The sequence below is a fragment of the Hydrogenivirga okinawensis genome (genome assembly GCF_055385515.1).
In genome coordinates, this window is the sequence record NZ_AP042386.1 from 1,461,688 (window position 1) to 1,478,791 (window position 17,104).

Below are 17,104 nucleotides of genomic sequence, written 5' to 3' on the forward strand. Positions count from 1 at the left end.
CCGCCTACCCCTTTACCCTGTCAAGAGCATAGAGCATTATACCCAGCAGAACGATAATGCCTAAGAGAAGGAAGAGAACGTAGTTGTTTAAAAGTCCTGTCTGCAGGTTCCTCAGAGTCCTACCGCTCCTGAACATACTTATGGCGAGCCAGTGTATAAAGATGTCTATGGACTTAATATCGAAGAGCTTCCACAGGTTCTTGGCAGATCTGAGGAAAGTCTTGTAGGCGAGATTTATCGATCCGTCTATAACGAACTTGTCTCCCGCGTAGTAAGCCGCCTTGGAAAATAGCATATACCCCCTCGCGAGACCCCTGTGGTATAACCTCTCGGTAAAGAACTGCTCTCTGAAGGTTGTATGAATAGGCTTGAAGATGGAGTAGGCTCCTTCCGGAGAGAGAACCCCCCTGACGAACACGAGATACGCGATCAATATCCCCGCCACGCCGACACCGACGGAGGTGAGAGCGACATTCAGATGAATCTCCTTATGCTCCCCTCCCACAGCGTGCATATACCAGCCCTCAAAGAATCCCGCAACTATAGCCATAACCCCAAGAACTACCATAGGAACAGTCATAACAGACCCCACTTCCTTGGGCTCGTGAGGATCTATCTTCCTGAACCTCTCCTCACCGTGAAAAACCACGAATCCCTCCCTGAAGATGTAGTAGGCTGTCAAGAAAGCCACAACAGTCCCCAAAAGTCCCCAGACAAAGCTCGCCTCGTAGTAGCTACCTATGATCCTGTCCTTTGACCAGAAACCCGAGAAGGGAAAGATCCCCGCAAGAGCGAGAGCACCTATCACAAAGCTCGCATAGGTAACAGGCATGTACTTCTTAAGACCACCGAAGTTGTATATGTCGTAGAGCCTGTGGTGGAAGGCGGTAATGACGCTACCAGCTGCCAAGAAGAGGAGAGCCTTGAAGAAGGCGTGAGTAGTAAGGTGGAACATAGCACCGCCTTTATCTCCCACGCCGAGGGCGAGGAACATATAACCGAGCTGGGACATGGTGGAGAAGGCGATGATCTTCTTCATGTCGGTGTGGGAGGTGGCGGCAAGTGCAGCAAAGAGAGCTGTAAGTCCTCCTACAACCGCTATGACCTTCAGAGTCTGGGGAGCCGCTTCGAAGAGAGGATAGAGCCTTGCGACCATATAGACACCTGCGGCGACCATAGTGGCAGCGTGAAGGAGAGCAGAGACCGGAGTAGGACCAGCCATAGCGTTGGGGAGCCACGTGTGGAGAGGTAGCTGACCCGACTTTCCCACAGCACCACCGAAGAGGAGCAAAGTAGCGAGACCGATCATAGCGCTCTGAGTGTGGGGAACCTGCTCGAAGATCTGGACAATGTCCAGAGTTTTGAAGATCAGGAAGGTGGCGATGATGCCGAAGACAAAGAGCCAGTCACCGATTCTGTTCATAACGAAGGCTTCTAAGGCTGCGTTTGTAGCTTTTTTCTGGTTATGGTAGTAGCCGATCAAAAGGTAGGAAGCAAGACCAACACCTTCCCAGCCGAAGAAGATACCGAGGAGGTTGTCGGACAAAACTATAAGGAGCATGGCGAAGAGGAAGAGGGAGAGGTAGGAGTAGAACTTGTATACCCACTTACCGAACTCGCTTTGCATGTAGCCTATGGAGTAGATGAATATGAGTGTAGCGACGAAGGTGACGACTGCTGCTGTGATGGAGGAGAGGGCGTCGAAGTAGAAGCCAACAGATAGTGTGTAGCCTTCCAAGGGAAGGAACTCGTAAAGTTTTATCTGAACGGGAGAGTGGAGGGACCTGAAGACCATGTAGAGTGAGAACAGGAAGGAGAAGGCTCCTCCGAGGACAGCTATTATACCGCTCGTAAGATCTCCCAGTCTCCTGCCGAAGAAAGCGGTTATCAAGAAGGCAAAAAGCGGCAACAGGATTACGAAGATCCCTTCCATCTATCAATCCCTCAGATGAACTATCTCAGAGGATCCCTCGTATCCCCTGAGTCTAAATATTGAGACTATTAGACCAAGACCGACAGCAACCTCGGCGGCGGCTACGGTGAGCACAAAGAAGGCGAATATCTGTCCGTCTACCTTCCCTAAGTAGCTGTCCACCGTAACGAGCGTGAGGTTCACTCCGTTTAGCATTATCTCGGTGCTCACGAGCATCGTTATAAGGTTCTTCCTCGCTATTATTCCCAAGAGTCCTATGAGGAAAACGAGCAGACTGAGTAAGAGGTAAGCCTTCTCTATGCTCACTCTTCCTTCCTCCCTAAGAGAATTGCCCCTATCATGGCGACTAAAAGTATAACTGAAGCGACCTCAAAGGGAAAGAGATAGGAGGTGAAGAGCTGTTTTCCCACCTCTCTGACGTTGTCCTCTACCGCTCCGACCGGTTCGGCGAGATTTCCTTTAAGTATCATGTATCCCATGGCTAAGAAAACTATCAGAACTACGGGAAGACCGAAGAGAAGCTCCTTCTTATACACACCCTCAAAGCGCTTCACCTTCTCCCACGGTATCGTTGTTATAACGAGAACGTAGAAAACGACGATCGCAACGGCGTAGATGATTATCTGAAGACCGGCAAGTAGTTCCGCACCGAGACTGAGGAATATCCCCGCCATCGCAAGGACTGAGGAGAGGAAGAACAGGATAGAGTGAACAGGGTTTTTAACGAGAACGGCGCCCAGAACCGAAGCCAGTAACCAGAAAGCCAGAATTCCGAACACTATCCACTCCACTGTATCTTCCCCCAGAGTTTTTCCCTTTCCTCATCCTTCGGCCATATCCTGTCAGGTTCCTCTCCTCTTCTCTGCTTGAAGTCCACGGCGAACTTCTCGAGATCGTCCATCCTAAGCACCTCGTCCCTCCTTGAGTAACCAGCGAGTTCAAATAGATCTGTCATCGTAAGGCATCCTACGGGACAGGCATCAACGCACAAACCGCAGAAGAGGCAGTTTAGCAAGTTCATGTCGAAGCGAACGACCTTCTTCCTCCCGTCAGGCATCTGGACAGCCTCTATTCTGAAGAGAGTCGGCATCGGACAAGCGGTCTGGCACATGTAGCAGGCGACGCACCTGCTCTTACCCTTCTCGTAGCTCATGAACTTCTCTATAGCTCTCAACGAATCTGGCTCTGTTCCGTCCCATACGAAGTGTCCGTGAGCGCCCCTGAACCTCTTGGGAGGTGTTAATTTCTCCGTAGGATACTCCGTCGTTATTGGTTTCCTCAGTAAATTTCTGAGCGTCACGGAGAGACCCTTGAGGAAATCTATGAAGAATATCGCCTCCACAAGGTTCAGATAGTCCTTCCTGCTCAGCTTCTTTATTCCCATATCACTTACCCCCAAAGATGTACACGACGACGGCGGTTATCACAACGTTGGCTAAGGCTAAAGGTAGCATTATCTTCCACGCTATCTCGGTAACGTCCTTAGCCTGAAATCTCGGAAGCGTCCAGTGGAGCCAGAGAACGAAGAAGACCAGCCCGAACATCTTCGCCAGGAACCAGAAGTAGGGAGATACAGGTCCGAGGATGTTGGGACCCGACCACCCGCCGAAGAAGAGAACCACCGCTATCGCCGAGAGGGCCATCGTATTGAGATACCACTCCGCCAAGGGCAAAGCTCCGAACCTCATCCCTCCGTACTCCACGTTGTAGCCAGTAACGAGCTCCGCCTCCGCCTCCTGTATGTCAAAGGGAACCCTCCCTGACTCAGCTAACATACAGAAGAGGTAGAGTATGAAAGCTACGGGTTGGTAGAAGATGAACCATGTCCCCCTTTCCATCTGAGCCTCGACTATACCCGTCGTGCTCATGGTTCCCGCAAGTAGTATCACCCCCAAGACCGAGAAGCCGAGAACGACCTCGTAGGCGATTATCACCGCCGCCTTCCTGAGAGAGCCTATAAAGGCGTACTTGGAGTTGGAAGCCCAGCCTGAGAAGATCGTCCCGTAAACCGCAAGAGACCCCATAGCAAAGACCACCAATAGTCCTATGTTCACGTCGGAGATTATCGGCTTTATCTTGTATCCGAAGAGTTCAAACTCCGGTCCGAAGGGGATTACGGAGAACAAAAGTATGGCGGGAGCGACCGCCATCATTATGGCGAGGTAATAGACGGGAACGTCCGCACCCCTCGGAATTATGGACTCCTTAGTCATGAGCTTCAGTCCGTCCGCAAGAGGTTGCAGGAGTCCGAAGGGTCCCACCACCGTGGGTCCAAGCCTTGCCTGAATGTGTCCCGCGAGCTTCCTCTCAAACCACGTCAGATAAGCCCCCACACCGAGAGCAACACCCAGCAGAACACCTATCTTGATCAGCGTTATCAGAAGAGAGACCAAAAACTCACCCATCTTCTCCTCCGAAAATTTCGCTCAGTTTAAGCTTAAGACCGCCGAGAACCTCCACCTCCTCACCGAAATCCTCGTAGGAACCTTCCGTGGGAAGATCCTTGATGTCCTCGTAAGTCAGGAGCTTTTCCGCAACGCTCATCTGTCCGTCTCCCCAACTACAGGATCTAAGCTACCGAGGAGGGCTATCGCGTCCGCTATGGTTCTTCCCTCAATTAGCTTCGGGAATATGGAGAGGTTGTAGAGCGCTCCCGATCTTATCCTTAGCCTGTAGGGTTTGCTCCCGCCCTTGGAGTATATGTAGAAGCCCAGCTCTCCCCTCGGGTTCTCCGCCGAAGAGTAGACCTCTCCCGGAGGAGCGTTCTCTCCGTGAACCACTATCCTGAAGGACTGAACCATATCCTCGAGAGCCATAAAGACATCTTCCTTGGGAGGTATCACAGCGGGGTGTTCCTTGTTTATGTGGGGAGCGTCCTTTGGCATTTTCTCAAGCTTTGCCACGCACTGCTCTATTATCCTCACGCTCTGAGCCATCTCCTCCATACGTACGAGGTACCTGTCGTAAACGTCCCCCACTTCACCCACGGGAATGTCAAACTCCACCTCATCGTAGGCAGCGTAAGGTTCTAACTTCCTCAGGTCGTAAGGAACGCCCGATCCTCTCGCCACGGGACCTGAGAGCCCGTAGTTGTGGACGTCCTCCCTCGTTATTATTCCAACATCCTTCGTTCTTCTGAGCCATATCCTGTTCCTTGTCAAGAGCATGTGGTACTCTTTGAGCCTCTTAGGGAAGTCCTTTATAAAAGCTTTTACAACGTCAAGGGTTCCTTCCGCGAGGTCGTAGTGAACCCCTCCTATCCTGAGAAAGGCGGTCGTGAGCCTGTAGCCCGCGTTCCCCTCTATTATGTCCATTATCTTCTCCCTCTCCCTGAAGGCGTAGAGGAAGACCGTCAGAGCACCCAGATCTAAGGCGCCCGTCCCGAGCCAGAGGAGGTGGGAGTTTATCCTCTGGAGTTCGGCGAACATAGTCCTTATGTACTTAGCCTTTTCGGGAACCTCTATGCCGAGGAGCTTCTCCACGGCGGTAACGTAGGAGAGTTCGTTGCAGATGGCGGAGATGTAATCCATCCTGTCGGTGTAGGGCAGGAACTGGAAGTAGTAGACGTTCTCCGCTATCTTCTCCATTCCCCTGTGGAGTTGCCCTAAGATCACATCGCACTGGGTTACGAACTCACCCTCAAGGTCGAAGAGGAACCATATAGTCCCGTGGGTTCCGGGATGCAAAGGTCCCCAGTTGAGGACGAGTTGAGCCTTCTTCTTGAGCCTCGCTTTTTCCGTTCTCTCAAGATCCTCCAAGGTGGGAACTTTTGTGTGAAGAACCTCGTAGTCGTGGGAGGGTGGATCCGTCCTTCCGTGGAGAACCTCTGTGAGGGATGGTAGCTCCTGCTCAGGTATTCCCCCTATCGGAAAGTCCTTCCTTAAGGGAAAGTGCTCGTATCCCTCCCACATGAACATCCTTCTGAGGTTCTCGTGCCCTTCAAACTCCACGCCGAACATATCGTAGGCTTCTCTCTCCGCCCACTTGGCACCCGCCCAAAGATCGGAAACTGTAGGGAGTTTCCCGTTGTTAGCCCAGCTCTTTACGATTACCCTTTCGTTCTCATCCGGGTTGTAGAGTATGTAAACCCCCAAGAACCTCCTCGGGTCCTCAGGGAAGTCAATACAGGTCATATCCACGAAGTGGAGGAACCTTTCCTTATCCCTCAGATGTTTTAAAAGATCCTTCAGCTTGAGAGTGGAAACCTCCAAGCTAACGCTATCCTTTCCGAAGTTTACGGAAACGTCCTCCTTGAACTCCTGCTTTACCCTCTCCGCGGTCGCTCTGTTCATCCAAGGCATAGACCTTCTCCTTATACGGTCATCTCCTGAGGAACGAAGAGACCCTCCTTCTCTACGTCCTTCCTGAACTGCTCAAAGGCTCTGTCGTACTTGGTTACTCCCTTCTCCTTTATCTTCCTCTGGAGTTGAAGAATTCCGTAGATAAGCCCCTGAGGCGTTGGGGGACATCCGGGAACGTAAACATCCACAGGGATGATCCTGTCCACACCCTGAAGGGTTGAGTAGGTAGGGAAGGGTCCTCCCGCGCTCGCGCATCCGCCCATAGATATGCACCACTTGGGATCGGGCATCTGATCCCAGATGAGCTTTAGCATAGGAGCGACCTTGTTCACCACCGTTCCTGCAACTATCAGAACGTCCGCCTGTCTGGGCGAGGCTCTGAATATAACTCCGAGCCTGTCGAGGTCAAACCTTGATGCGGCGGTGTGCATCATCTCTATAGCACAGCAGGCGAGCCCTATGGTGACAGGCCAGAGAGCGTTCCTCCGACCCCATCTGAGGAGCTCGTCCACCGTAGTTGTTACAAAGCCGTTAGAGTTTATAGCAGCCATGGCTATTACCTCCTTTCAGGTCTGCCACCTGAGCGCACCCTTAGCCCAGGCATAAACAAAGCCAAGGGTAAGGATAAATATAAAGAGCACAGCCTCTATCAAGCCGTAAAGTCCGATCTCCTTGAAGACCACCGCCCAAGGGAAAAGATAGGCAGCCTCTATGTCAAAGAGTATGAGCAAGAGCCCTAAAAGGTAGTATCCCTGCTTGAAGGTTCCCCTTGCCTCCGGGTCGTAGAGAGGGACACCGCACTCGTAAGGGTAGTCCTCAAGAGGATCCTTTCTCTTTGTTCCCATAATGTCATTTAGAAAGGCGAAGACGAGCCCTACGGTTACCGCTATGAGAGCAAAGACAAAAAGAGCCCCGTACTCTCCCATCTCGTCCTCCAAAAAGGTAGTCAAAAATATAACAGCGTTAGGATAGGAGTGTCAAGCAACGGAGAACTCCCTGTTCAGGAACTTCTTCCAAGTGTTCGGCATCTCCTCTAACTCTTCCTCAGCTATGCGCATTATCTCTTTTTCTATTCCCCTTATATCCCTCTTGGTTCTCACCTTCACATCGCAGACCTGAGGCTCGTTTATCGGTTTTCCTATCTGGGAGACTATGTAGCAGTAAGCCTCCTCCACCTCCTCTATCTCGTTCACAACCCGGTCGGCGATAAGGTTCGCCACCACGTTGTATATCTTCCCTATGTGGGAAACGGGATTTTTGCCCGCGGCAGCCTCAAGACTCATAGGTCTGTAGGGAGTGATCAGTCCGTTCACCCTGTTTCCCCTTCCCACCTGTCCGTCATCCCCTTGCTCCGCCGAGGTTCCAGTAACAGTGATGTATACCGAACCACCTTCTGGGTCGTCTGCGGTGTTCAGAAATACCTCTACCCTTCTCTCCGTCAGCGAGGAGGCGAGCTCTCTCACCTTCTCAAGTATCTGACTTTTCTTCTGAAGATAGTCTTCCAAGTTGCTGACATATCTACTGACAAAGGCGCAGGCTATCGTAATCCTTATCTCATCCTTTATCCTCACTCCCATAACCTTAATGTCCTCTCCGACCTCCGGATGTTCCTTCTTAAAACTTGGAGAGTTGAGGAGTTGCTCCGCCTCAAAGACTATCCTCTCAAGATCGTCTAAGGGAGCAAAACCCACACCGAAGGATGTATCGTTGGCTAAGGGGACCTTACCTTCTTTCTGGAACCTCATGAAGAGATCGACAAGGTCTTTACTTCCCGGCTTTATCCTCGGTTTTATTATCGTGTGCTTGTCGGGATCCAAATTCCTTATGTTCTCCCTTATCCATCGCCTTGCCACTTCTATGGCGATCTCTTCCACAGGCAGAGGTTTTTCACCCTTCTGGTTTATAGCCCTTCCTACGATATATATCTCAATAGGAGATATAACCTCACCTCCGCCGAACACCGGATCCGCAACGCCACCTACCAGAAGAGCCTTATCAACGTTATGGTGCATTATCGCACCGAACTCTTCGAGGTAAAGCTTGGAAAGTTCAACGGAGAGCTCTTCCGCTATGGAGTCGCATATGGTATCAGGATGACCTATCCCTTTCCTCTCCACTATCTCCGCATCCTGAGAGTAAACGGGTTCAAAGGTCATGGGGGTAACAACTACGTTTGCCAACTTACCACCTCCGGAGGAATTGGATAAAAATTATACACTCAGCAGGGAAACGCCATCTCTAAGGAGGTTCTCAAGCCCTTCCCGATCGGGAGCCTCCCCGTAAACCCTTATGAGAGGTTCAGTTCCCGAAGGTCTGAAAAGAAGCCAACTCTCATCTTCAAAGACAAGCTTGAGTCCGTCAATAGTTTTCGCTTCCTTTACCTTCCTTTTGCCCAAGCTCTCCGGAGGGTTCTCAACGAGTTCCTTCAGGCGTTTCTTCTTTCTTTCATCGGCGAGAAAGTCTATCCTCTTGTAGTAAGCGCTCCCGTATTCTCTGAATATCTCTTCTATAAGTTCGGAGAGATTCTTTTCCCTCAGGAGCACCATCTCCAAGATGAACAACGCAGACATGAGTCCGTCTCTCTCCGGCAGGAAAGAGGGTATTCCATAACCTCCGCTCTCCTCCCCTCCAAATATGACCTTTTCCTTCAGGATCACCTCGTTGATGTTCTTAAAGCCTACCGGAACCTCTTTAATGGGTATCCCCTCAGCCCTGCATATTCTGTCAGCGAGGTAGGTAGTCGAGACGGTCTTTACAACGACGCCGTCCCTGATCCCTTTGTCCTTTATGAGGTGGAGGAGCAATAGGACGTAGATAAGCTGAGCGTTCACAAACTCTCCTCTCTCGTCCACAAGAGCCACCCTGTCTCCGTCTCCGTCGTTCGCTATACCGATGTCCGCTCCCGTCGCTCTCACCTTATCTATAAGGGGCTTTAGATTCTTCTCAACCGGTTCGGGGGCGTGCCCTCCGAAGAGGGGATCTCTGTAACTCCTTATACTCAGAACCTCCGCCTTCGTATCTCTCAGAGCTTCAGCTACCAGACCCGAGGAGGTCCCGTACATGGCGTCATGGATTACTTTTATGGATTTCTCCCTGAAAAGCTCTAAGTCTATCTGCTCCTTTACCTTTTTAAGATACTCTCCCCTTACCTCTACCTCCTCCCATTCCTCAGTTTTAAGGGCATTAACAGGAGCTTCACTTATAAAACTCTCCACCTTCTTAATAAACTCCGGCGTTGCCGATCCTCCGAAGCTCTCCTTTATCTTGTACCCGTTATACTGGGGAGGGTTGTGGGATGCTGTTATCATAACCCCGTTGTCAAAACCCATATACTTGACCGCAAAGGACACCATAGGAGTGGTGCAGGCATCTCGGACAAGATTTACTTCCAGGCCTTCCGCTTTGAGAACTTTATAGACTTCCCGTGCGAACAACTCTGAAGAGAACCTCCAGTCGTAGCCGATGACCACCTTCTTAAGTTCTTTCCTCTTGAGAGCTTCAGCGTGCGCCTTGGCTACCTTCCTTACATTTTCGTAAGTAAAGGTATCCCCTATTACCGCCCTCCACCCGTCGGTACCGAACTTTATAGTTTTCTTTATCATCTGCCTTGGTATTTTACAGCTGAGAGCGCTATGCCGACAAGGGTAAAAGTAGGAACTATGACAATAGTTTTTACGAGGATGTCAACTTTTTCGTATGAAAGCACCCCTCCGGGAAGAAAAGGTAGAATTGAGATATGAGTGCGTTAAAACTTGTAAGAGAATAACTTGATAAAGTTTACCACTGGCACAGAGTCCCTGCAAGTGTGAAAGCAAAAGCGGTTTTGCTCTAATTCAAAGGCATGTCCTTAAGAGGTGTTCAGAAGTACCTTTCAGACGAGGGATACAAAGTAAGCATAGAAGCCATTAGGGAGTGGTTCCACTCAGTAGGCAAGATGCTAAGAGCTCTATACACTTATGCACTATGGATTTATGTGGATGAGACGAAGATAAAGAGACGAGAGAAGTTCTATTACCTGTGGCTTGCAGTGGACGAGAAGGTGAATCCTGTATATGCAAGTCTCACGGCTAAGAGAGACTCCTGGACAGTCCAAGTAGTGCTTAGTAGCACAGGAGCAAAGGTATGTACTACTGATAAAGGTCCCTGGTATGTTAGTGCCGTTAAAAAGCTTCCGATGGAGTGGATTCATGAGACCTTTGGGAAGAGGAACGTTGTAGAGAGGTGGTTCTTTCCCATAAAGCACAGGCTCAAGAGGTTCTACAAGAGGTTTTCGTGGAACACGAAGTATGAAACTGTTTGGAGTTGGCTTGCTTTCTTCATTGCTCTCTACACTTTACTGGAGGTTAAAAGTTGACATGTTCGGATAATAAGGTTTCCATAAACCACTTCTAAATATGAATAACGGTGAAATATCGAAAAGAAACTTCACATTTTTAGTTAAAACTTGAAATTTAAATTTTTTTAATATAAAGCTATCTATAATACGCCATAAAACTAAACCTAACAGGGGAATATCTATACGCCTATCAATACCGAGAAGCTTTAACCTGCTTGTAATAAGTATGCAAATAAAAAGGAATAAGTTTAGAATATTCGAAATTAGGGTGAAGCTGTCTGTTATACTCCAGGAAAAGCCTGTTAATATTGAAGCTATCAAAAGCATTCTGTGTATAAACATTTAGCGATAAATTATATTCAATGCGAGTGCTGAATGTAATAGATGGAACCGGTTGGTGTGGGACTAAGGAGCAAACTTACCTTATAACACTCTTACTTAAGGAAAGAGGAGTAGAAAGCGAACTTGCTTTGGCTGAGAATCACCAAGAAATGATAAATAGGTTGAAAGATAAAGTAAAATTACACTTTTATGGCATACACAAAGGCGGCATATCCAGATTTAATCCAAAGAATTTGATAAGATTTAGGCAAATAATGAGTGAAGGAAAATTTGACGTTGTGATAGCTCATTCCTCTCATGCCCTTGATCTTGTGAGATTAGTATATCCCTTTCTAAAATCAAAACCTAAAATAATAGCGCTAAGAAGGTCAGGTTTTATTCCGAGCCTGCTTTCAAGAAGATTCAAATACTCAATAGCAGATAAAATAGTGGTGGTTTCAAAACATGTGGCAGAAATACTCAAAGAAAGAGCCTTTTTTCCAGAAAGGATAGAAGTCATAGAAAGCGGCATAGATCTTTCAAGATTTTATCCGAAACCTGAAATAAAGGTAAAAGTTAGAAAAGCATTGGGGGTTGATGAGAATGCGCTTGTGTTCATGAACGTCGCCAATTGGCAGCCATGGCGTAAAGGGCAGGAGGTCATACTCAAGGCACTTTCCATTCTAAGGGAAAGGGTTTCCCTAAGCTTTAGGATGTTCTTTGTTGGTCTCGGAACGGACAGCAGAGAAGCTATGGAAACTTTTAAAAAATTCGGCTTAGAAGACTACTGTACAGGACTTGGCTTTAGAGAAGACGTCCATGAACTTTTGCAGGCTGCAGATATTTTTTTATTCGGTTCTTTCTCGGAAGGTATCGCAGGAGCTGTGCTCCAAGCCATGGCTACGGGCAGAATAGTTGTATCCACAAATGCAGGAGGGATACCAGAATACTTAAAAGATGGTTACAACGGATTTCTGGCTAGTGCAGGAAACCCTGAAGAAATGGCCACCAAGATAGAAAAAGCTTTAGACTTGAGCGAGGAGAGGCGTAAAGCTATGGTGGAGAAAGCTATATTAACCGCAAAGGAATACTCTATAGAACGAACGGTTGATAAGTATGTAGATTTACTAAGGAGGCTTTTAGAAGAATAAGGAATAAGATAAAAACTTATACCATTCCCAGGCTGTAGACACTATATCTTCTATATTAAACCTTGCCTTCCAACCCAGAACCTTTTCTACTTTTGAGGGATCAGCTATTAGAACAGGAGGGTCTCCGGGACGTCTTGGAAACTCTTGATAGTTTACTTTCTTACTCGTAACTTTTTCTACTATCTTTTATAATTTCTAAAACAGAGTGTCCCTTCCCAGTTCCTAAGTTAAATACCTCAGACCTACCTTCATTAAACAGGAAATTGAGAGCTTTAATGTGAGCCTCGGCAAGGTCCATGACATGTATGAAGTCTCTTATACAGGTTCCGTCGGGAGTATCATAATCTGTTCCGTAAACCCTGACATATTCTTCCTTACCGGCAGCCACTGCAAGAACGTTGGGTATAAGATGTGGCTCTGGGTCGTGCCACTCACCAATCTCAAGCTCTGGATCCGCACCTGCAGCGTTGAAATACCTTAGAGAAACGAACTTTATACCATATGCACGGTCAAAATCTTCGAGTATGTGTTCTACTGCCAGTTTGCTCCTTCCGTAAGGGTTTATGGGGTTCGTAGGATGTTTTTCGTCAATAGGGACGTATTCTGGATTTCCGTAGACTGCACAGGTAGAGGAAAAGACTATTTTATTGACATTAAACTCCAACATCGTTTCTATCAAGTTGAGTGACCCTATTACGTTGTTCTCGTAATATTTGCTCTGTCCAAGAAATTCACTAAAGTTCCCTTGGTCAGAGTATCCCCATGTCCTCATCAACCCTACCATATCCATCTCTTACACCATCCCAGCCATCATCAGTGTGTTCATTATCCCAACCTTAAACACAAGCTCCTTCCTTATGTTATCAAACCTCTTGCTCACTACATACTCACCAAACCATCGCTTAAAGGCTGAAAAGAAACTCTCAATAAGCCACCTCTTACCATACTCTACCATCTCCTTCCATTTCCTCTTCCCTTTCCTTATCTGCCTTATCACATTATCCCTTGCAGGATTTCCCTTTATCTTGGCTTCCTTCCTTACAAGCACCGCAGGCTCTATACCTTCCTCTCCCAAATACCTGAAAAACTCATGAGTATCATATCCTGCATCTGCTATAACCTTGCTGATCTTCTTCCCTTTCTCTTCTGCCTTCTTCTTTGACTTCTCTATAAGCTCTTTAGCCTTCTGCGAGTCATGAACTCTCTCATCTGTTACCTTAAGCTCTACTACCTTTTTCCTCTGCAGGTCTAAGGCTACGTGAAGCTTTATCCATCCCTTCCTTGCTTTCTTCCCATGCTTCTTCCTAAGCCATTCCCCTCTATTGGTTACCTTTATTCCAGAAGAGTCAAGAATGATTACAAAGTCATCAGGTAGTTCTTCAGGATCTGGGAAAGTTGAAGTCAGAGGCTGTGAATCTGTAGTGCAGAGTTCCAAAGTTAGGCACCTTTAGTCCTAAAGAACCGAATATCTCTCTTGCAAGTCCTTCCGTTTGCCTGTAGGGGAGTTTGAGGGCGAACTTGATGAAAAAAAGTAGCCGTATGAGTTGCCAAGAGTAAGTGGGAGGTCTGCCCTTTCTTTTCTTACCTTTCTCTTCCTCTTCAGTATTCATAAGCGGTGGTGCTATAAGGATTTCTCCTCTTTTTGCTAACTCCTCGTTATACTGACTTCAGTCTTTATTCATAGGTATTTATTCTCTCTAAAATCCCATTCTTGGACAAGGCATGACATGGTCGATTACTTCTCTTTAGAAAACAGAATAATAGATTATCTTGAGCTTATTTCCTGAGCCAAATATTACTTTCGTAAGTGTTTTTCAGGTCAAGTTCTAATAAAAAGGCATACTTCATAAATGTGTAAAAGGAGCCAATCACTGAAACTATAAAGCCTCTGTAACCATCAAGAAATCCTTTCTTTATTAGATATATTTTAATAAAAGCCCAAATTGGTCTGGCTACAATATCAAAAAACCCTGTTCGTTTCCCGTCTTTATACATAGAAATTGAGCTTATTTTAGCGTATTTGAGAGATTTTCTAATATGATCTTCTAAGCCTTTGAATGAAAAATGATATAAATCTCCTTTTAACTTTTTCTTCCTCCCTTCTATGTCTAGGTAATCGTGAGGGTTTATGCCTTTCCATATAGGGCTTGCACTCCTTTTTACAAGCCTGAGTCTCCACTCAGGTTGCCACGCGTACTCTAGTAGTTTCCCTAAGTAATAAGTTTTTCTGTTTATGTAATAACCTTCTGCAAAGGGTTTGTTAATTGCATTACGGATAGATTCCTTCAATCCCTCGGAAACGACCTCATCCGCATCTAAACATAATATCCATTCCTGTGTACATTTACGCAATGCAGAATTTTTCTGAGCAACATGCCCCTTCCACTCTTCGACATAGACCTTAGCCCCGTACGATTCGGCTATCTCCCTCGTCCTGTCCGTTGACCCCGAATCTACAACCACTATCTCCGAAGCGATATCCTTAACCGCCTCCAAGGTTCTACCAATGATGTCTTCCTCGTTGTAAGTGATTATGGCAACCGATAGGGGGAGCTTCTCCTTCATACTTCTTCAGATACTCTCTTAATATACTCTCCTATTCCCTTACCTATATCGATTTTATAACCTAGCTTTACAAGTGCCAGCTCGAGAGCTGAGAGAGCCACCGTCATATCGAGAAAATCCATTCCCATGTGAGAGATTCTGAATATCTTTCCCTTTAATTTCCCCTGCCCGCCGGCCACCCTAACTCCGAGCCTGAGCATCCCCTTCCTGATATTATCTGCCGGTAAGCCTTCTGGAGGAAGTATCGCGGTAAGTGATATAGAAGGATTTTCAGGGAAAACTTCCAAACCGATGGCTTCCATAGCTTTTCTCATTCCTTCCGATATATTTCTGTACCTCTTCTCCACATTTTCCATTCCCTCTTCAAGAAGCATACTAAGGGATTCCCTCAGTGCAAGTGTAAGAGTGATTGCCGGTGTCCAAGCTGTCTGACCCTCAACCTGTTTCTTGAGCTCTTCTCTAATGTTAAAGTAGTAGGCTCTCTCGGTGAGTCTTTTCTTAGCTTTCTCAGAGAACCAGAGCATAGACAGACCGGGAGGTAGCATAAAAGCTTTCTGTGAACCTCCGACAACCACGTCCAATCCCCACTCGTGGGGTTTCATGTTGTAGACCCCAAGAGCGGTAATCGCATCAACCACAAGTATGGCGTCAGTATCCTTAGTTATCTGTGCAAGTGCTTTAACATCGTGATAGGCGCCCGTGGAAGACTCCGAAGCCTGTACGAGAACACCTTTAGTGTCCGGGTTTTCCTTTAAAAGCTTCTCAACCGCTCCCGGATCTACGCTCTTACCCCACTCAACCTCAAGCTCTGTAACTCTAAGCTTCCACCTCTTCCCAAGCTCCGCCCATCTTTCCCCGAACTTTCCGCCGACGATTGCTATTACCTTGTCTCCCTCTTCAAAGAAGTTAAGTATAGAAGCTTCCATAGCCCCTGTGCCGGAGGAGGCGAAAAAGACAAAGTTGTCCTCCTTGCAATCAACGAGTTGTTTAAAAAGCTCTCTCGTTTCCAAAAAGGCTTCGGTGAATTCCGCTGTCCTGTGGTGGATTATCTGCCTTCCAAGAACTTCCCTTATCCTGTCGGGTATTTCTACGGGTCCAGGGGTAAATATCCTTTCTCCTTTGAACATCCTACTGACAACTATTATATTTCCTTTTGCAGTAATAGTGCTTTTCTCTTATCCACTGTAAACTCTTTTAAAATTCTGTATCCTTCCCTCGGCTTGCAATCCAAAATGTAAGAAACATCCTTTTCCGCCAGACTGCTCTTAAGCAAAGGTTCGTCTCTTAAAAATGCGACATACATACATAAACTTCTCAGACCTTCACAATCGCAGGCTAACTCCTTTCCTTCTACTATGTTCTGTATATGTTCTGCAGTAATTTTTGGATGTCCTCTTCTTTCCTCTAAGTAGGGTAAGACAAGCAGTCCGTAGAAGAACCTCAACACTATGAAAAGTAGAATGGAAGCGAGTAATAGCTTTCTTATTCTTTTCGAGATGTCTAATGCATTTACCATTAGAGAGGGAAGAACGATAGCTATTAAAGGGAGCAGGGGTAGTATATACCTTCCCCTGCTGGAAGCGGATAATAGGTAGGGAAGGTAATTTACAAGTATAAGGACGATTAAGATCTTTGCTTTTGGGTTTAGGACTAATTCTTTTCTAAACTTCCATAATATGAATAAGAGGAAAACACTGTAGGGGAGGGTTTGTTTTATATTCAGTAGAGGATAGGTCATAAGATGCTTTACAAAGTTCGTTGGAGATGTTGAGCTTTCAACTCTGCTAAATGTTTCTGACCACAGGACATTCAAGTACTCAATGGGACTATGGGAAAGAGGAATCCACCAAAAGGAAGCCACTAAAGCTATGAAAACAGCAGTTAAGAACTCTTTACTAAAAATCAATTTGGGCTGTCTTTTCAAGAAAACTAAGGTTATAAAACTGGCTCCCCAGAAGGCGAATGCAGGGAAACCCTTCAGCATGAATACTAAGCCGCACACTATAGAGGTTAAGTAAAGGTATATAGGTTTAAGAGATTCATAGAATTTTATAAAGAAGAAGAACATAAGAAGACAAAAAAAGCTTAAAGTCATATCTATCTCGGCTAACCATCCGTACCAAAAGAGAATATCTGAGAATGTAAGAAAAAACAAAGCAGACATAAGAGACAAGGACAGGTTTCTGAATAGATAGAATGAAAAAGCGGCAATTAGAACAAGCGTCATAGACAGAAAAAATAAGGTTACAGCTCTGGGCGATAAAGTATTCCAACCGAAGAATTTAGCTGATATTGCTATCAGCCAATTAAAGAGAGGGGGCTTGTTGTAGTAAAGTTCGCCGAACAGTGTGGGCTGGAACCAGTTGCCAGAATGAAACATTTCAAAAGCTACTAAAGCTCTGCGGGACTCCTCCATCCAAAGGGAAAAGTAAGAAATATTAGGAAGCATAGAAAAAAGAGAAAATAAAATCAGTAAGGCTGAAAGCCTCAAGGACAT

General features: G+C 46.7%; 18 protein-coding genes and 1 pseudogene. 2 read left to right on the forward strand and 17 right to left on the reverse strand.

The window, feature by feature from the left end:
• Positions 1 to 4: 4 nt before the first annotated feature.
• Genes nuoL through ACZ483_RS08415 form a run of 11 tightly spaced genes read right to left on the reverse strand, consistent with a single transcriptional unit; the run spans position 5 to position 9,836 of the window.
• Entirely contained in the window at positions 5 to 1,933 is a 1,929-nt protein-coding gene (gene nuoL / locus ACZ483_RS08365) for an NADH-quinone oxidoreductase subunit L (RefSeq protein ID WP_464323720.1), read from the reverse strand.
• A gap of 3 nt (positions 1,934 to 1,936) precedes the next feature.
• A complete protein-coding gene (nuoK, locus tag ACZ483_RS08370; RefSeq protein ID WP_464323721.1) occupies positions 1,937 to 2,239 on the reverse strand; it encodes an NADH-quinone oxidoreductase subunit NuoK in 303 nt (100 codons plus the stop codon).
• Entirely contained in the window at positions 2,236 to 2,724 is a 489-nt protein-coding gene (locus ACZ483_RS08375; RefSeq protein ID WP_464323722.1) for an NADH-quinone oxidoreductase subunit J family protein, read from the reverse strand. The genes nuoK and ACZ483_RS08375 overlap by 4 nt, the downstream gene beginning before the upstream one ends.
• The gene (locus tag ACZ483_RS08380) at positions 2,712 to 3,317 is read right to left on the reverse strand and encodes a NuoI/complex I 23 kDa subunit family protein (RefSeq protein ID WP_464323723.1); all 606 of its coding nucleotides are present in this window, start codon (positions 3,315 to 3,317) and stop codon (positions 2,712 to 2,714) included. Before ACZ483_RS08380 ends, ACZ483_RS08375 begins: the two co-directional genes overlap by 13 nt.
• A gap of 1 nt (position 3,318) precedes the next feature.
• On the reverse strand, positions 3,319 to 4,338 hold the full coding sequence (nuoH, locus tag ACZ483_RS08385) for an NADH-quinone oxidoreductase subunit NuoH (RefSeq protein WP_464323724.1): 1,020 nt from the start codon (positions 4,336 to 4,338) through the stop codon (positions 3,319 to 3,321).
• Positions 4,331 to 4,477, reverse strand: coding sequence for a hypothetical protein (locus ACZ483_RS08390; protein WP_464323725.1), 147 nt, complete (start codon positions 4,475 to 4,477; stop codon positions 4,331 to 4,333). Before ACZ483_RS08390 ends, nuoH begins: the two co-directional genes overlap by 8 nt.
• Entirely contained in the window at positions 4,474 to 6,234 is a 1,761-nt protein-coding gene (gene nuoD, locus ACZ483_RS08395) for an NADH dehydrogenase (quinone) subunit D (protein ID WP_464323726.1), read from the reverse strand. The genes ACZ483_RS08390 and nuoD overlap by 4 nt, the downstream gene beginning before the upstream one ends.
• Positions 6,235 to 6,245: 11 nt before the next feature.
• A complete protein-coding gene (locus tag ACZ483_RS08400; protein WP_464323727.1) occupies positions 6,246 to 6,785 on the reverse strand; it encodes a NuoB/complex I 20 kDa subunit family protein in 540 nt (179 codons plus the stop codon).
• A gap of 15 nt (positions 6,786 to 6,800) precedes the next feature.
• Positions 6,801 to 7,160, reverse strand: coding sequence for an NADH-quinone oxidoreductase subunit A (locus ACZ483_RS08405; RefSeq protein WP_464323728.1), 360 nt, complete (start codon positions 7,158 to 7,160; stop codon positions 6,801 to 6,803).
• 51 nt (positions 7,161 to 7,211) lie between these two features.
• On the reverse strand, positions 7,212 to 8,414 hold the full coding sequence (locus ACZ483_RS08410; RefSeq protein ID WP_464323729.1) for a methionine adenosyltransferase: 1,203 nt from the start codon (positions 8,412 to 8,414) through the stop codon (positions 7,212 to 7,214).
• 30 nt (positions 8,415 to 8,444) lie between these two features.
• Positions 8,445 to 9,836, reverse strand: coding sequence for a phosphoglucomutase/phosphomannomutase family protein (locus tag ACZ483_RS08415; RefSeq protein ID WP_464323730.1), 1,392 nt, complete (start codon positions 9,834 to 9,836; stop codon positions 8,445 to 8,447).
• A gap of 239 nt (positions 9,837 to 10,075) precedes the next feature.
• Between ACZ483_RS08415 and ACZ483_RS08420 the strand changes: the two genes are divergently transcribed.
• Together ACZ483_RS08420 and ACZ483_RS08425 are read left to right on the forward strand one after the other, a co-directional pair.
• Positions 10,076 to 10,588, forward strand: a complete 513-nt coding sequence (locus ACZ483_RS08420) for a DDE-type integrase/transposase/recombinase (protein WP_464323731.1) — start codon at positions 10,076 to 10,078, stop codon at positions 10,586 to 10,588.
• 344 nt (positions 10,589 to 10,932) lie between these two features.
• Positions 10,933 to 12,042, forward strand: coding sequence for a glycosyltransferase family 4 protein (locus ACZ483_RS08425; RefSeq protein WP_464323732.1), 1,110 nt, complete (start codon positions 10,933 to 10,935; stop codon positions 12,040 to 12,042).
• Here the strand turns inward: ACZ483_RS08425 and ACZ483_RS08430 are convergent.
• From ACZ483_RS08430 to ACZ483_RS08455, 6 genes and pseudogenes are all read right to left on the reverse strand, one after another.
• Positions 12,031 to 12,225 (reverse strand): GDP-mannose 4,6-dehydratase, encoded by a 195-nt coding sequence (locus tag ACZ483_RS08430; RefSeq protein WP_464325144.1) that lies wholly within the window; start codon positions 12,223 to 12,225, stop codon positions 12,031 to 12,033. The genes ACZ483_RS08425 and ACZ483_RS08430 overlap by 12 nt on opposite strands.
• The gene (gene galE / locus ACZ483_RS08435; RefSeq protein ID WP_464323733.1) at positions 12,203 to 12,832 is read right to left on the reverse strand and encodes a UDP-glucose 4-epimerase GalE; all 630 of its coding nucleotides are present in this window, start codon (positions 12,830 to 12,832) and stop codon (positions 12,203 to 12,205) included. The genes ACZ483_RS08430 and galE overlap by 23 nt, the downstream gene beginning before the upstream one ends.
• A gap of 3 nt (positions 12,833 to 12,835) precedes the next feature.
• A pseudogene (locus tag ACZ483_RS08440) lies at positions 12,836 to 13,673 on the reverse strand (IS5 family transposase).
• A gap of 145 nt (positions 13,674 to 13,818) precedes the next feature.
• Positions 13,819 to 14,607 (reverse strand): glycosyltransferase family 2 protein, encoded by a 789-nt coding sequence (locus tag ACZ483_RS08445; protein ID WP_464323734.1) that lies wholly within the window; start codon positions 14,605 to 14,607, stop codon positions 13,819 to 13,821.
• Positions 14,604 to 15,734: a pyridoxal-phosphate-dependent aminotransferase family protein gene (locus ACZ483_RS08450; RefSeq protein WP_464323735.1), complete on the reverse strand. Its 1,131-nt coding sequence runs from the start codon at positions 15,732 to 15,734 to the stop codon at positions 14,604 to 14,606. Before ACZ483_RS08450 ends, ACZ483_RS08445 begins: the two co-directional genes overlap by 4 nt.
• Positions 15,735 to 15,748: 14 nt before the next feature.
• A complete protein-coding gene (locus ACZ483_RS08455) occupies positions 15,749 to 17,104 on the reverse strand; it encodes an ArnT family glycosyltransferase (RefSeq protein ID WP_464323736.1) in 1,356 nt (451 codons plus the stop codon).

What these genes read in the sequence shown, in the direction of transcription:
- nuoL (WP_464323720.1), bottom strand. Translation starts at nt 1,933, where the DNA reads ATGGAAGGGATCTTCGTAATCCTGTTGCCGCTTTTTGCCTTCTTGATA.
- ACZ483_RS08380 (WP_464323723.1), bottom strand. Translation starts at nt 3,317, where the DNA reads ATGGGAATAAAGAAGCTGAGCAGGAAGGACTATCTGAACCTTGTGGAG.
- nuoH (WP_464323724.1), bottom strand. Translation starts at nt 4,338, where the DNA reads ATGGGTGAGTTTTTGGTCTCTCTTCTGATAACGCTGATCAAGATAGGT.
- ACZ483_RS08390 (WP_464323725.1), bottom strand. Translation starts at nt 4,477, where the DNA reads ATGAGCGTTGCGGAAAAGCTCCTGACTTACGAGGACATCAAGGATCTT.
- nuoD (WP_464323726.1), bottom strand. Translation starts at nt 6,234, where the DNA reads ATGCCTTGGATGAACAGAGCGACCGCGGAGAGGGTAAAGCAGGAGTTC.
- ACZ483_RS08400 (WP_464323727.1), bottom strand. Translation starts at nt 6,785, where the DNA reads ATGGCTGCTATAAACTCTAACGGCTTTGTAACAACTACGGTGGACGAG.
- ACZ483_RS08405 (WP_464323728.1), bottom strand. Translation starts at nt 7,160, where the DNA reads ATGGGAGAGTACGGGGCTCTTTTTGTCTTTGCTCTCATAGCGGTAACC.
- ACZ483_RS08415 (WP_464323730.1), bottom strand. Translation starts at nt 9,836, where the DNA reads ATGATAAAGAAAACTATAAAGTTCGGTACCGACGGGTGGAGGGCGGTA.
- ACZ483_RS08420 (WP_464323731.1), top strand. Translation starts at nt 10,076, where the DNA reads ATGTCCTTAAGAGGTGTTCAGAAGTACCTTTCAGACGAGGGATACAAA.
- ACZ483_RS08425 (WP_464323732.1), top strand. Translation starts at nt 10,933, where the DNA reads ATGCGAGTGCTGAATGTAATAGATGGAACCGGTTGGTGTGGGACTAAG.
- galE (WP_464323733.1), bottom strand. Translation starts at nt 12,832, where the DNA reads ATGGATATGGTAGGGTTGATGAGGACATGGGGATACTCTGACCAAGGG.
- ACZ483_RS08445 (WP_464323734.1), bottom strand. Translation starts at nt 14,607, where the DNA reads ATGAAGGAGAAGCTCCCCCTATCGGTTGCCATAATCACTTACAACGAG.
- ACZ483_RS08450 (WP_464323735.1), bottom strand. Translation starts at nt 15,734, where the DNA reads ATGTTCAAAGGAGAAAGGATATTTACCCCTGGACCCGTAGAAATACCC.
- ACZ483_RS08455 (WP_464323736.1), bottom strand. Translation starts at nt 17,104, where the DNA reads ATGTCCTTGAGGCTTTCAGCCTTACTGATTTTATTTTCTCTTTTTTCT.